This window comes from Spiribacter aquaticus (genome assembly GCF_007625215.1).
GTDB classification, from domain to species: domain Bacteria; phylum Pseudomonadota; class Gammaproteobacteria; order Nitrococcales; family Nitrococcaceae; genus Spiribacter; species Spiribacter roseus.
Genome location: NZ_VMKP01000001.1, coordinates 108,603 through 121,632, shown reverse-complemented (window position 1 = coordinate 121,632; position 13,030 = coordinate 108,603). Strand labels below are relative to the sequence as shown.

16 protein-coding genes are annotated in these 13,030 nt (G+C 66.2%); 8 read left to right on the top strand and 8 right to left on the bottom strand.

Going from position 1 to position 13,030, the window contains the following annotated elements:
* Window positions 1-23 precede the first annotated feature (23 nt).
* Window positions 24-1,535: a threonine ammonia-lyase, biosynthetic gene (ilvA, locus tag FPL11_RS00575; RefSeq protein WP_144346812.1), complete on the top strand. Its 1,512-nt coding sequence runs from the start codon at window positions 24-26 to the stop codon at window positions 1,533-1,535.
* 30 nt (window positions 1,536-1,565) lie between these two features.
* Here ilvA and FPL11_RS00570 read toward each other — a convergent pair whose 3' ends face one another.
* Entirely contained in the window at window positions 1,566-1,904 is a 339-nt protein-coding gene (locus FPL11_RS00570) for a TraR/DksA family transcriptional regulator (protein ID WP_069134396.1), read from the bottom strand.
* Window positions 1,905-2,336: 432 nt separating this feature from the next.
* On the opposite strand from FPL11_RS00570, the gene FPL11_RS00565 reads away from it, so the two are divergent.
* From FPL11_RS00565 to FPL11_RS00540, 6 genes are read left to right on the top strand one after another with little or no spacing between them, the layout of a single operon-like run.
* Window positions 2,337-2,699, top strand: coding sequence for a hypothetical protein (locus FPL11_RS00565; protein WP_144346811.1), 363 nt, complete (start codon window positions 2,337-2,339; stop codon window positions 2,697-2,699).
* Window positions 2,696-3,010 (top strand): HigA family addiction module antitoxin, encoded by a 315-nt coding sequence (locus FPL11_RS00560; protein ID WP_200833609.1) that lies wholly within the window; start codon window positions 2,696-2,698, stop codon window positions 3,008-3,010. The genes FPL11_RS00565 and FPL11_RS00560 overlap by 4 nt, the downstream gene beginning before the upstream one ends.
* Window positions 3,011-3,068: 58 nt before the next feature.
* Window positions 3,069-3,317 (top strand): DUF1289 domain-containing protein, encoded by a 249-nt coding sequence (locus FPL11_RS00555; protein ID WP_144346810.1) that lies wholly within the window; start codon window positions 3,069-3,071, stop codon window positions 3,315-3,317.
* The gene (locus tag FPL11_RS00550) at window positions 3,310-3,552 is read left to right on the top strand and encodes a cysteine-rich CWC family protein (RefSeq protein WP_159308519.1); all 243 of its coding nucleotides are present in this window, start codon (window positions 3,310-3,312) and stop codon (window positions 3,550-3,552) included. The genes FPL11_RS00555 and FPL11_RS00550 overlap by 8 nt, the downstream gene beginning before the upstream one ends.
* A 5-nt stretch (window positions 3,553-3,557) precedes the next feature.
* Window positions 3,558-4,097 carry an adenine phosphoribosyltransferase gene (locus tag FPL11_RS00545; protein WP_144347233.1) on the top strand — a complete coding sequence of 180 codons (540 nt, stop codon included), beginning with the start codon at window positions 3,558-3,560 and terminating at the stop codon, window positions 4,095-4,097.
* A gap of 60 nt (window positions 4,098-4,157) precedes the next feature.
* On the top strand, window positions 4,158-4,487 hold the full coding sequence (locus tag FPL11_RS00540; RefSeq protein ID WP_144346808.1) for a helix-turn-helix transcriptional regulator: 330 nt from the start codon (window positions 4,158-4,160) through the stop codon (window positions 4,485-4,487).
* Window positions 4,488-4,546: 59 nt separating this feature from the next.
* Here the strand turns inward: FPL11_RS00540 and FPL11_RS00535 are convergent, their stop codons facing one another.
* Genes FPL11_RS00535 through FPL11_RS00520 form a run of 4 tightly spaced genes read right to left on the bottom strand, consistent with a single transcriptional unit; the run spans window position 4,547 to window position 10,468 of the window.
* Window positions 4,547-5,344: an ABC transporter permease gene (locus tag FPL11_RS00535; RefSeq protein ID WP_144346807.1), complete on the bottom strand. Its 798-nt coding sequence runs from the start codon at window positions 5,342-5,344 to the stop codon at window positions 4,547-4,549.
* Window positions 5,344-6,321, bottom strand: coding sequence for an ATP-binding cassette domain-containing protein (locus tag FPL11_RS00530; RefSeq protein ID WP_144346806.1), 978 nt, complete (start codon window positions 6,319-6,321; stop codon window positions 5,344-5,346). The genes FPL11_RS00535 and FPL11_RS00530 overlap by 1 nt, the downstream gene beginning before the upstream one ends.
* The gene (locus FPL11_RS00525) at window positions 6,321-9,374 is read right to left on the bottom strand and encodes an efflux RND transporter permease subunit (protein ID WP_144346805.1); all 3,054 of its coding nucleotides are present in this window, start codon (window positions 9,372-9,374) and stop codon (window positions 6,321-6,323) included. Before FPL11_RS00525 ends, FPL11_RS00530 begins: the two co-directional genes overlap by 1 nt.
* Window positions 9,371-10,468 (bottom strand): efflux RND transporter periplasmic adaptor subunit, encoded by a 1,098-nt coding sequence (locus FPL11_RS00520; protein ID WP_144346804.1) that lies wholly within the window; start codon window positions 10,466-10,468, stop codon window positions 9,371-9,373. Before FPL11_RS00520 ends, FPL11_RS00525 begins: the two co-directional genes overlap by 4 nt.
* Before the next feature lie 100 nt (window positions 10,469-10,568).
* Between FPL11_RS00520 and FPL11_RS00515 the strand changes: the two genes are divergently transcribed.
* Window positions 10,569-11,414 (top strand): universal stress protein, encoded by an 846-nt coding sequence (locus FPL11_RS00515; protein WP_144346803.1) that lies wholly within the window; start codon window positions 10,569-10,571, stop codon window positions 11,412-11,414.
* 19 nt (window positions 11,415-11,433) lie between these two features.
* Here FPL11_RS00515 and FPL11_RS00510 read toward each other — a convergent pair whose 3' ends face one another.
* The 3 genes from FPL11_RS00510 to folE are packed head-to-tail and all read right to left on the bottom strand — an operon-like array spanning window position 11,434 to window position 13,023.
* Entirely contained in the window at window positions 11,434-12,069 is a 636-nt protein-coding gene (locus FPL11_RS00510) for a LysE family translocator (RefSeq protein WP_144346802.1), read from the bottom strand.
* Between the two features lie 16 nt (window positions 12,070-12,085).
* The gene (gene folX / locus FPL11_RS00505) at window positions 12,086-12,463 is read right to left on the bottom strand and encodes a dihydroneopterin triphosphate 2'-epimerase (RefSeq protein ID WP_144346801.1); all 378 of its coding nucleotides are present in this window, start codon (window positions 12,461-12,463) and stop codon (window positions 12,086-12,088) included.
* Complete coding sequence (folE, locus tag FPL11_RS00500) at window positions 12,460-13,023, bottom strand: GTP cyclohydrolase I FolE (protein ID WP_144346800.1); 564 nt, start codon at window positions 13,021-13,023, stop codon at window positions 12,460-12,462. Before folE ends, folX begins: the two co-directional genes overlap by 4 nt.
* Between the last annotated feature and the right edge of the window lie 7 nt (window positions 13,024-13,030).

Sequence of the window (13,030 nt, the reverse complement as noted above, 5' to 3'; positions counted from 1 at the left end):
TTGGGGCAAATTCCCGGTCGGGCATGCAATCCTATCTTCAACGTATTCTGACAGCGAGCGTCTACGATGTCGCTGAGCAGACGCCGCTTGTCACTGCCACCAACCTGTCGCGGCGCCTGGATAACAATATCCTGCTCAAGCGCGAGGACATGCAGCCGGTGTTCTCGTTCAAGATCCGCGGGGCGTACAACAAGATCGCGAGCCTGAGCCAGGCCGAACGGGACAAAGGTGTGATCTGCTCGTCCGCCGGCAACCATGCGCAGGGGGTGGCGATCTCGGCGCAGAAGCTTGGCATCAAGGCGACCATCGTCATGCCTCGGACCACGCCGAGCATCAAGGTGGACGCGGTGCGCAACTTCGGCGGTCGGGTGGTGCTGCATGGCGATAACTACGATGCCGCCAAGGCCCATGCCGCCAAGCTGATCGAGGAGCGTGGGCTGACGTTCATCCCGCCCTATGATGACCCGGACGTGATCGCCGGGCAGGGCACGGTGGGCATGGAGATCCTCAGTCAGCATCCCCAACCCATTGATGCGGTGTTCGTGCCGGTGGGCGGTGGCGGTCTGATCGCGGGGATTGCGGCGTACATCAAGCAGTTGCGCCCGGACATCCGCATCATCGCGGTGGAGCCCGAGGACGCGCCGACACTCGAGCGGGCGATGGCCGCGGGCGAGCGGGTCACGCTGGATCAGGTGGGCATCTTCGCCGATGGCGTGGCCGTGCGCCAGATCGGTGAGGAGACGTTCCGGATCGCCCGCGAGCTGGTGGATGAGTGCATGCTGGTGAGCACCGATGAGATCTGCGCCGGCATCAAGGACATCTTCGAGGATACCCGCACGGTGATGGAGCCGGCCGGTGCGCTGGCGGTGGCGGGGATCAAGAAGTACATCGAGCAGCGCGGTGTGACCGGCCAGACGCTGGTGGGCATCAACTGTGGCGCCAACATGAACTTCTCACGCCTGGGGCACGTGGCGGAGCGCGCCGAGCTGGGCGAGCATCGCGAGGCGGTGCTGGCGGTGACCATCCCGGAGCGGCCGGGGAGTTTTCGTGAGTTCTGCGAGACCATCGGCAACCGCGCCATCACCGAGTTCAACTATCGCTTCGCGCATGCCGATGAGGCGCATGTATTCGCCGGGATCGGCCTGAATGATGGCCTCGCTGAGCGCGATGAGGTAGTCGAGGCGCTGCGGGCGAAGGGTTATCCGGTGCTGGATCTGACCGATGACGAGATGTCGAAGGTGCATGTGCGGCACATGGTCGGTGGCCGCGGACATAACGTCGATCACGAGGTGCTCTATCAGGTGCGCTTCCCGGAGCGCCCTGGCGCGCTGCTGAACTTTCTCAAGCGCCTGGGACGGCGCTGGAATATCTCGCTGTTCCATTACCGCAACCATGGCGCGGACTATGGCCGGGTGCTGGTGGGAATCCAGGTGCCGCCGGAGCAGCGGGAGAAGTTTGAGGAAAGCCTCGATAAGCTGGGCTATCCGTATCGCAATGAGTCGGATAATCCGGCGTATGGGTTATTCCTGAGCTAGCGTGACGCGCCGGTCACCGCTGGGGCGCTGTCAGTCGGCGCAGTCGATGCACAGCGTCGCGGCGGGATCCACCTCAAGCCGCCGCGGGTTGATGAGCTCGCCGCAGCGCAGGCACTCGCCGTAGGTGCCGTCATCGCAGCGTTGCAGGGCTGAGGTGATGCGCGTGAGCGTGAGTTGCGCGCGCTCGTTGGTGGCCTGGGCCATGGCCTGCTGTTGAAGGGCGTCCATGCGCGATAGCCGTCCCACGCGGGTCTGATCCAGCTCCACGGTCGCCCGCGAGTCGTCGCGAGCCTGCGCCTGTCCTTCGATTTCAGCACGCATCTCGTGCAGCCGCTGCCGGAAGTGGGGGATGTCGATGTCTTCGTCCATGGGGGGACGTTAGCACGCGGGGGCCTGGGCTGGGCGCCTGGGTTTTGTAGGGTCTTCCGGAGACGAATTGACGCACTCCGTCCTCCGTTCTCAGTGACGACGGAGCGCGTCAAGACGATCGCAACGACCCATGCGCTCCAGCGGCCCCAAACGCGGATGCGCGGCGGTTATTCCAGACACTCCCGCTGCCCGTGGCGTGACGTGTGACGTCGAGTGTAATAACGATCTCCGTCGCGCGTCACTTCGTGTCCCGAAGACCCCACAACGCCCCTCCTCCCTTACCGGCATCCGCCGCCCGCATCCGTCGCCCGCTCATCGCGCGGCACAGGCCACGAATCGGCCAGCGCCACCCGGCCCGACGGCCGGTGCCCCGCGCCGCCGCGCGGTATGGTGGACTGAGCGTCAAGCCTCATCCCGGCAAGGAATCGCCCAATGATCAAGACCTTCGCCTCGCCCCGCCTGCGGATGATCTGGTGGGGGCGGCCACCCCATTCCACGCCAGCAAACCTCGCCACCGTGCTGCGTCGTGATCTGGCGCTCCTCCACGCCGCCACTGACGCGGAGGATCTGCAACAGGCCTGCGGCAGGCGCCTGCAGCCCATGATTGATGAGTCGATCCCGTTCGACGCCCCCGCCACCGATTCCGATCTACCCTCCGACCTCGACTCCGATCCCGACCCCAACGACCATCAAGACCGCTATACCCTGCGTGTGGGCTATGGCTGGTGGCTGCTCTTTCGCTTTACCGCCGGCGAGGCCCATGGCGTCGCCCTCGACGAGGCGCCGGGCCCATGAACCCGCAGGATGACTGGGAAGCCCCGATGCCGCCCGGCGACGTGCTCGGCCATGAATTCATGATCGCGCGCGGCCTGAAGCCCGCGTCCCTGGCCCGGGCGCTGCGGGTGCCGGTTAACCGCATCACTGATATCCTCGCCGGCAAACGTCGCATCACGGCCCCGACCGCCCTGCTGCTCGCGGACTACTTCGAGACCTCGCCGGAATTCTGGCTGCGGCTCCAGATGGACTATGACCTGCGTCTGGCCCGGCGTAACCGCCGGCAGCACTCGGCGTTCAAGACCATGATGAACAGCAGCCGGGCGCCGTGATTTGTCCTTCAAGTTGGGTTTCTGGTAGAACATGACCCCAACATCTTGTGGAGAAATCATGAGCGCATCGTCACCCTGCATCAGCATCTGCGAAGTCGATAATGGCCGCTGCATCGGCTGCGGACGCACCGAGACCGAGATCGTTGAATGGCGCGACTATCCCGAAGACAAGCGCCTGGCCATCATGGATCGGCTCGAGCGCGAGGCCGCCAATGGCGGCTGGCTCGCCGATGATGCCTTCAGCACCGCAACCCGCCCCGGCGCGGCGCGAAGCTCAACCCCGCGAAGCTCAACCCCGAATGCCTGATCATGAGCCCAAGCGCTGTCCCCGCTGCGGCAACGACTTCGAGTGCCGGCTGGGCACGATCCACCGCTGCCAGTGTGTCGACATTACCCTGAGCGATGATATGCGCGAGGCGGTGGCTGCCACCTATGACGACTGCCTGTGTCGCACCTGCCTGCTGGCGCTCTCGCGTGACGACACTCCGGCGGTTTCCCGCTACCATGCAGTTTCCCAGGGATTGAGGAGACGCTATTCGTGACTGCCATGATCGAGGACCGGGACGCCGCCGTCGCTCAGGTGCAGGGGCTGATCCGGGACATTCCCGACTTCCCCAAGCCGGGAATCATTTTCAAGGACATCACGCCGCTGCTCGGCGATGCCGAGGGCTTTAAAACGGCCGTGGATCTGCTGGCGCAGGACCTGCAGGGTCCGATGCCGGAGTACATCGTCGGCACTGAGTCACGCGGGTTCATCTTTGGTGCCGCGCTCGCTTACCGTATTGGCGCCGGCTTCATCCCCGTGCGCAAGCCCGGCAAGCTGCCGTCCGACGTTTACGCCTGCGAGTATCAGCTTGAATACGGCACCGACGCGCTTGAGGTGCATCGCGATGCACTGGGTCAGGGCGCCCGCACGCTGATCGTGGACGATCTGCTGGCCACCGGGGGAACGGCCCGGGCCACCGGTGACCTGCTGCGTCGCCTGGGGGCGGAGATGCTCGGCTACAGCTTCATCATCGAGCTGGGTTTTCTCAACGCCCGCGAACACATGACCGACGCGCCGGTGCACTCGCTGATCCAGTATTGAAGCGAGATGGATAGTTGAATATCCTTATAAAAGACTTTTGGATATTCAGAGATCCACTCTATGGCCGCCAGGCAAAGAGTCTATTCACCGCACACCCGTGAGGCGGTCGCGCTACTGGGCCGGCTTGTGCGCACCGGCCGGATCGAGCGGCGCATTACCGCATCCGATGTGTCCGAGCGCGCAGGCATTACGCGTGTGACACTGCGGCGCATTGAAAACGGTGACCCGGGCACTGACATCGGGCTTTATTTCGAGGCCGCTACCATTGTGGGTGTGCCGCTTTTCAGTGCGAGCCCGGCAGAGCTGCGACGCGCCAATCGTGAAGCCGTGGATCGACTGACGCTCCTGCCACGTCATGCCCACTCCCCCAGAGTGGATGATGATTTCTAGCGCCGAGCAGCCGCTGGGCGCCTACGTCTGGATCTGGCTGCCGGAGCGCACAGAGCCGGTCAGCGGATCAGCCGTCGCCGCGCCAGGGCCGCGCTGATCCAGTAGCTGCCCACCGCATAGCCCAGGATCACCGCCAGATGCAGCACCGGTGCGTCGACGACCGTGCCGGTCATCAGCGGGCGGACCAGCATGACCACATGCGCCAGCGGCAGGAACTGCGCGCCGATGCCCACCGCATCGGGCAGCCCCGATAGCGGAAAGAACACGCCCGAGAGCAGCAGCATCGGCGTCATGACCAGCGTGAAGTAGTACAGGAAGAAATCGTAGCTCGGCGAAATCGCGGTGACGATCATCGCGATGCCGGCAAACGAAAACCCCGCGAGCAGGATCACCGGCAGCACCAGCAGCGCCTCGGGCCCGGCGACCAGACCCAGCACGGCGGCCACCAGCACGATGGCGCTGGCGTTGATCAGCGCCTTGGTGGCCGCCCAGGCGATCTCGCCCAGCACCACATCATCGACATTCATGGGGGCGGCGAGCATCGCCGCCCAGGTCTGCTGCTGGGTGAGCCGGGTGTAGGCGGAGTAGAGCGCCTCGAAGGTGGCGCCGGTCATCGCCGCCGAGCAGACGATGCCGCTCGCCAGGAACACCATATAGGGCATGGATTCGACCTCGCCGACGAACTGCCCCAGCCCATAACCGAGTGCCAGCAGATACAGCACCGGCTCGCCGAAGTTACCCAGCAGCGAGGGCAGCATGAGCTTGCGCCAGACCCGCAGGTTGCGCAGCCACACGGCAATGAACCGGCCACTGAGCTGTGGGCCGGTCTTCAGATGATCCGCAACACTCGCACTCATCAGTCGCGCAGCTCCCGTCCGGTCAGGCGCAGAAAGACATCCTCAAGGCTTGCCGGTCGATACAGATACCCCGGACCGATCAGGGCCTCAATGCGCTGGATCAGGGCGTCACGGTCGGCGCCGTAGATCAGCACCGTCTCGCCCACCGGCTCCACCCGGAATCCGGCCGCGGTCAGCGGCTCGAGGCCGCTGCCGACGCCGGCATGACCGCGCACCTCGGCGTCGATGTCGCCGGCGGCGTTCATCCGTCCCATCCACTGCATGGCCTGATCGCCGCGCAGTTCCACCACGTGCGGCTCGATATGCGCGGCGATCAGCGCCGCCGGGCTGTCGCAGGCGACGATGCGGCCGTGATCGATGATCGCGGCGCGGTCGCAGAGCCGCTCGGCCTCTTCCATGTAATGGGTGGTCAGCAGCAGGGTGCGGCCCTGGCGGCGCAGCGTGTGCATGCGCTCCCAGATGTGCTGGCGGGCCTGGGGGTCAAGACCGGTACTGGGCTCGTCCAGGGCGAGCAGCTCCGGGTCGTTGACCAGGGCCCGGGCAAGCGTCAGGCGGCGCTTCATGCCGCCGGACAGCCCCTGGATGGGGTCATCGGCCCGCTCGGTCAGCTCAGCGAAGGCGAGCAGCGAGTCCATCCGCGCCTCCACCGCCTTACGCCGCGCGCCATAATAGGCGCCGTAGGTGATGAGGTTCTCGCGCACACTGAAGTCGGGGTCGAGGTTGTCGAACTGGGGCACGATGCCGGCGCGCTCGCGCATGGCCCGGGCCCGCTTCGGGATGGGCTCGCCGAGCACGGTCACCTCGCCGCTGCTGGGGGGTGTGAGCCCCAGCAGCATGCGCAGTGTGGTGGTCTTGCCGGCACCGTTCGGCCCCAGCAGCGCAAAGCACTCACCCGCCTCGATGGTCAGGTCAATGCCATCCACCACCGTCGTCGTGCCGTAGGTCCGGGTCAGCCCCCGGGCCGTCACCGCCGCCATCAGGCCGCTGTCGCCTCCGACTTGTGGGCGTTGTGGTCCTGCCCCAGCACCAGGTAGAAGGCGGGCAGCACGAACAGCGTGAACAGCGTGCCGATGCCAAGCCCCGTGGCGATGGTCAGACCGATCTGGAAGCGGCTGACCGCGCCCGCGCCGGTGGCGATGAGCAGCGGCACCATGGCCATGATCAGCGCCAGCGAGGTCATGATGATCGGCCGCAGGCGGATGGTGGCCGCCTGTTCAACCGCCGCGCGCTTGCCGAGGCCCTGCTTGATCTGCAGGTTGTTGGCGAACTCCACGATCAGGATGCCGTTCTTGGCGACGACACCGATCAGCGTGATCAGCCCCACCTGGGTGTAGATGTTCACCGTGGCGAAGCCAAGGGTGATGAACGCCAGCGCCCCGGCAATACTGAGCGGCACCGAGACCAGGATGATCGCCGGATCGCGCCAGCTTTCGAACTGTGCGGCGAGCACCAGATAGATCACCAGCATCGACAGGAAGAACGTCAGCACCAGCGCGCCGCCCTGATCGGCGAACTGCCGCGACTGGCCGGTGTAGTCGACGTTATAGCTTGCCGGCAGGACCTGATCGGCGGTGGTCGCGAGGTAGTTGAGTGCATCCCCCAGCGGCACGCCCGGCGCCGGGATCCCCTCAAGCGTCACCGAGTTGAGCTGCTGGAACTGGTTGCGTGAGCTCGGCACCACCGATTCCTTGAGGGTCACCAGGCTTGAGAGCGGCACCGATTCGCCCTGAGGGGTCTCGATGTAGTATTCCTCGAGCATCGCCGCATTGGCCCGGAACGGGCGATCAACCTGGGGGATGACCTTGTAGCTGCGGCCGTCCAGATTGAATCGGTTGACGTAGCCGCCACCGAGCATCCCGGACAGGCTGCTGCCGAGCTGCTCCATGCTGATGCCCATGTCGGCCGCCTTGTCGCGGTTGACCTCGACCGTAGTCAGCGGTCGGTCGAACTCCACGGACTTGCGCAGGAACAGGAAGTTGCCGCTGCCCATGGCCTGGCCGATGAAATCGGTGGCGACGTTATCCAGCGCCTCGTAGCCGGCCGAGGTGGTCAGCACGAACTGCACGGGCAGCCCGCCGCCCGAGCCCGGCAGACTGGGCCGCGGGAACACCGCGGTGTCGAGCCCCGGGTTGGGCGTGAACTTGGCGGTCACATCCTGCTGCACCTCGGTCTGGCTGCGCTCGCGCTCGCTGGTGGGCACCATCTTGACGCCGCCGAACACCGTATCCGGCGACAGGCCGCCGAGGATCATGAACGTCTCGCTGTACTCGGGGATGCTCTCCGCTTCGGTCTGGTAGCGCTCGGCGAACGTCGCCAGATAATCGAAGGTGGCGGTGCGCGGTGCGGTGCCCTGGAAGAACAGGATGCTCTGATCCTCGGTGGGCGCCAGCTCGCTCTGGCTCGTGGTGAACATGAAGTAGTTCGAGGCCAGCACGATCACGCCGAACACGATGAGCACGCTCTTGGTGTCGAGCAGGCTGTGCAGGCTGCGCTGATAGGCGGCGGCCAGGCCGTTGAACATGCGCTCGACGAACTGCTCGAACCGCCCGGCCTTGCCGCCGGGCTTGAGCACGGCGGCCGAGACCATGGGCGAGAAGGTCAACGCGATGATGCCCGAGATGAGCACCGATCCGGCCAGGGTGAAGGCGAACTCGGTGAACAGCGTCCCGATCAGCCCGCCCATGAAGCCGATGGGCGCGTAGACCGCGAGCAGGGTCGTGGTCATGGCGATGATGGGCACGGCCAGTTCGCGCGCGCCCATGATAGCCGCATCGACGTTGGAGTAGCCTTCCTCGATATGGCGGTGGATGTTCTCGACAACGATGATCGCGTCGTCCACCACCAGCCCGATGGCGAGCACCATGGACAGCAGCGTGAGCAGGTTCAGCGAATAGCCCAGCGCGATCATGATGGTGGCCGCGCCCACCAGCGACAGCGGCACCGCCAGCGACGGCACGATGGCCGCGCGGATCGAGCCGATGGTCAGGAAGATCACCACGAGCACGATCAGCACCGCCTCGGCGATGGTCTTGAACACCTCGTTGATGGAGTCCTCGATGAACTTGCTCGCGTCATACGGCAGTGCGAGCTGCATGTCCTGCGGTAGCTGGCTGCGCAGGTTGGGCATCGTCTGCTGGACTTCGCCGGCCACATCCAGCGGATTGGCGCCGGGGGCCTGCTCGACGGCGATGAACACCGAGGGCTGGCCCTTGTACCAGGCCGCCGAGGCATAGGTCTCGGAGCCGAAGTCCGTCGCGGCCACATCATCAAGGCGCACCACGGTGCCGTTCTCTTCGCGGATCACCAGACGCTGGAAGGCGTCGGGATCGCTCACATCAGTGGTCACCGACAGGTTGATGCGGGTATACGGCCCCTTGGTATTACCGATGCCGGCCTGATAGTTGTTGGCGCGCAGCACGTCGCGGACTTCGCTGGCCGTGACGTTGAGCGCCGCCATGCGCTGCGGGTCGAGCCAGATGCGCATGGCCGGCGAGCGCCCGAACACCCGGGCCTTGGCCACCCCGTCCAGCGCCTGGACCTGGGGCTGGATGACGCGGTTCACGAAATCGGTGATCTCGGGGATCTTCACCGACTCGCTGTAGATCGCCAGATACATGAGCGCCGTCTGATCGCCGGTGCTCGACTCGATCACCGGGTCCTGGGCGTCGGCGGGCAGCACATTGCGCTGGCTGGCCACCTTGGCCTGTATCTCCGAGACCGCCGCGTTGGCGTCGTAGTTGAGGGCCATGTTCACCTCGATGGTGGACTGGCCCTGACGGCTTTCCGAGGTGATGTAGTCGATGCCACCGGCCTCGGCGATGGCCTGCTGCAGCGGCTGGGTGATGAAGCCCTGCACCAGCTCGCTGTCGGCGCCGGGGAAGGTGGTGGTGACGGTGACCACCGTGTTCTCGGTGGACGGGTACTGGCGCACCTCGAGCAGGTCCAGCGAGCGCACACCGGCCAGCAGGATCAGCAGGCTGATCACCGTCGCCAGCACCGGGCGATGGATGAAGATGTCGGTGAATTTCATCGACCGGTCACCTCGTCCGGATTCAGCGCGATGGTGTCATCAATGGTGACCGGCTGGCCGGGGCGGACCTTGACCAGCCCGGCGGCCACCACGCGATCGCCCTTGTCGAGGCCGTTGGTGACCTCGACCCGGCCGTCGCGCACCTCGCCGGTCTCAATCTGCACGCGCTCGGCTACCAGACCATTGTCGTTCTGATTGATGCGCAGCACGAAATCGCCATAGGTGTTAAAGCTCACCGCCGTGCGCGGGATGGTGAGCAGCGTGCGCTCCATGGGCTCGAGCACCGTCACCTCGGCGAACATGCCGGGTCGCAGTCGACCGTCGGGATTGTCCAGCGTGGCGCGCACCGACACGGCGCGGGTGTTCTCGCGGATGGCGCTGTCGATGGCGGTGATGGTGCCGTTGAAGGTGTCCTCGAAGGCGCTGGTGTTTACCTCGATGGACTGGCCCTGCTCGAGGTCGGTGAGAAACCGCTCGGGCAGGGTGAAGTCGGCATAGATCGGGTCGAGCCGCTGGATCTCGACAATGTCACTGCCGGGGGCCAGATACTGGCCGACGCTGACCGTGCGCAGACCGAGAATGCCCGGGAAGGGCGCGCGGATGGTCTTCTGCGCCAGTCGCGCCTGCTGGGTGTCCACGGCCGCGGTGGCGCTGTCGAGCCGGGCCCGCGCTTCGTCGAACTCGGACTGGGAGATGGCCTGCTGGGGGAGCAGATCCTCGGCGCGGTTGAACGCGATGCGGGCCAGCTCGGCCTCGGCCTGAAGGCCCTGCAGTTCGGCCTCGTCAACATCGGTGTCCAGGGCGACCAGCACATCATTGGTGTCGACGCGCTCACCCGAGTCGAAGTTGAGCGACTCGATGGTGCCCGCCACCTCGGTGCTCACGGCGACGCGATCCACGGCGGTCAGACTGCCGACGCTGCTGCGCTCGCCCTGCCACTGCTCGCTGGCGACCGTGGTCGCGGTGATGTTGGCCGGACGCGGGCCGCCCGGGCCGCCGCCCTGCATCTGGACAAAGTATTTGTAGCCGAAGATGCCACCAAAGATTCCGCCCAGCAGGAGAAGGGCGATAAGCAGACGGATAAAAACTTTCATGACTGACCGACAAGCTGTTGGCGTAAAAGTTGTGATTGTATCAGGACTCTCCGCGGACTTAGCCTGTTCCTGACAACAACAGGCCAAGGGAGAGGGGATCATGATTCGCTCGATCCTGCTTTATCTGCACAAGGACGGCCACGAGGCCAATCACGTCGCCGCCGCAGCGGCCCTGGCAGGCGCCCATGAGGCCCACCTGACTGGCCTGGCGGTGGCCGAGCCGCTGGCCGCCCATGCCGAATACCTGCCGCCCGAGGCGCTGGATCGCTACCGCGAGGCCTGGCAGACCCGTAACGCCGGGCTGGCGGCGATCTTTGAGTCCCAGGTGGCGCATCAGGCGCTCAGCACGGAATGGCGCTCGGTGGAGGATCTGCGCGTTGACCGCAGCACTGTGGATGTCGTCGCCCAGCAGGCGCGCTATTCCGATCTGCTGGTGCTGGGCCAGGTCGACCCGGATCGGCCCGCCGACCTGGTGCCGGCCGATCTGCCCGGCCAGGCGGCGGTCATGGCCGGGCGTCCGGTGCTGGCGCTGCCCTATGCCTGGCAGCGGCGTCCGGTGGGGCATCGGGTGATCGTCGGCTGGGATGGCGGTCGCGAATCGGCCCGGGCGGTCAGTGATGCGCTGCCCCTGCTGTGCCGGGCCGACGAGGTGCAGGTGGCGGTGATCGGCACCGAGGCGCCGGGCCTGCGCGGAGCGGGGACCGATCTGCCCGGGGCCGATGTCGCCGCCTACCTGGCCCGGCACGGTGTGCGGGTGACCGCGACCCACCAGGGCAGTGTCGACATCCCCGTGGCCGACGCCCTGCTGTCGGCGGCCGCCGACGCCGATGCCGATCTGCTGGTGATGGGGGCGTACGGGCGCTCGCGGTTCCGGGAGATGGTCATGGGCGGGACCACCCGCCGGATCCTGGGCGAAATGACCCTGCCGGTGCTGCTCTCACACTGACGCGGCGGCGACGTCAGCGTCAGCCAAGCACGGTGGCGGCGGTGCTGAGGGCCAGGAACACCAGCACCGCCCCGGTCAGCCGCTCGATCCAGACCTGCCGGCGCCGCAGCCAGGCGGCACCGCCGCTGGCGGACAGGCCCGCCGCCACCAGCGCATACCAGCCGGCATCCACCACGGTGGCGGTGCCGGCCAGCAGGGCGATGGTCGGCGCACCGGCGCCGGGTGTGACGAACTGGCTGAACAGGGCCAGAAAGAACACCGCGATCTTGGGGTTGAGCAGCGCCATGGTCAGGCCATCGCGGGCCGCCGCCGCGCCGCGCCCGGGCATGACATCGGCGGGGGCGGGCCCGGCACCCGCTTCGGCGCCCGGGTGGCCCGCGCGCATGGCACTGGCCCCCAGCCACAGCAGGTAGCCGGCGCCCGCCAGGGTGATCGCGCTGTGCAGGGTCTCATGGGTGGCGATGACCGCCGCCAGCCCCAGCGCCGTCGCCAGGGCATAGACGCCGACGCCCAGGCCGTGACTGACGGCGGTGATCAGCCCCGCGCCGCGTCCGCGGTTGACCGTGTTGCGGATGACCAGCGCCAGGCTGGGGCCCGGAGACAGGGCGCCGAGCACGCAGATGGCAAGCAGTGACAGCCAGGCGCTGACGGTCATGGGGCCGCCGGCGGTGTCAGTCCCGCTGGGCGGTCATGGTCAGCGAGACCGAATCGGCGAAGCGCAGGGCGTGGGGCTTGTCGACCTCGACCTCGGCATACTGCACCGCCGTGTGCGCCATGATCAGCTCGACCAGATCGTTGACCAGCTTTTCGAGCAGCAGAAACCGGTTGTCCTCGATATGGGCGATGATCTGCTTGGTGATGGTCTTATAGTCCAGTGCCTCGTCCACCACATCACCGCGCGCGGCGGCGAGGGCGTCGTAGTCGATGCGCAGGTTGACGACCACATCCTGGCGCTTGCGCTGCTCCTCGTCGTTGAAGCCGATGAACGTGCGCAGCCGCAGGTCCTTGACCCGGATGCGCGACAGGGGCCGCTGGATACCGCCGCTCATGCCGGCCGGCGACGGATGAGCTGGAGGAATTCGTTGCGCGCCGAGACCGACTCGCGGAATGTGCCGAGCATCACCGAAGAGCTCATCTCCGCGTTCTGCTTGCTCACCCCGCGCATCATCATGCACATGTGTTGGGCGTCCATCTGCACGGCCACGCCGCGCGCCTGGGTGACCTGCTGAATGGCCTCGGCCACCTCGCGGGCGAGGTTTTCCTGGATCTGCAGGCGGCGGGCGTACATGTCGACGACGCGGGCGATCTTCGACAGGCCGATGACCCGGCCGTCGGGGATGTAACCGACCTGGGCGTGGCCGAAGAAGGGCAGGACGTGATGCTCGCAGAGCGAGTAGAATTCGATGTCACGAACAATGACCATTTCGTCATTGTCGGATTCGAACATTGCATCGTTGACCAGCTCGTCGAGCGACTGGTGATAGCCCTGGGTGAGGTATTCCATGGCCCGGGCCGCGCGATAGGGCGTCTTCTCCAGGCCGCCACGGCTCGGGTCCTCACCCAGGCCCGTGATGATCTGCTCGAAATGGTGGTCGAGATCCGGATTCATCAACGAT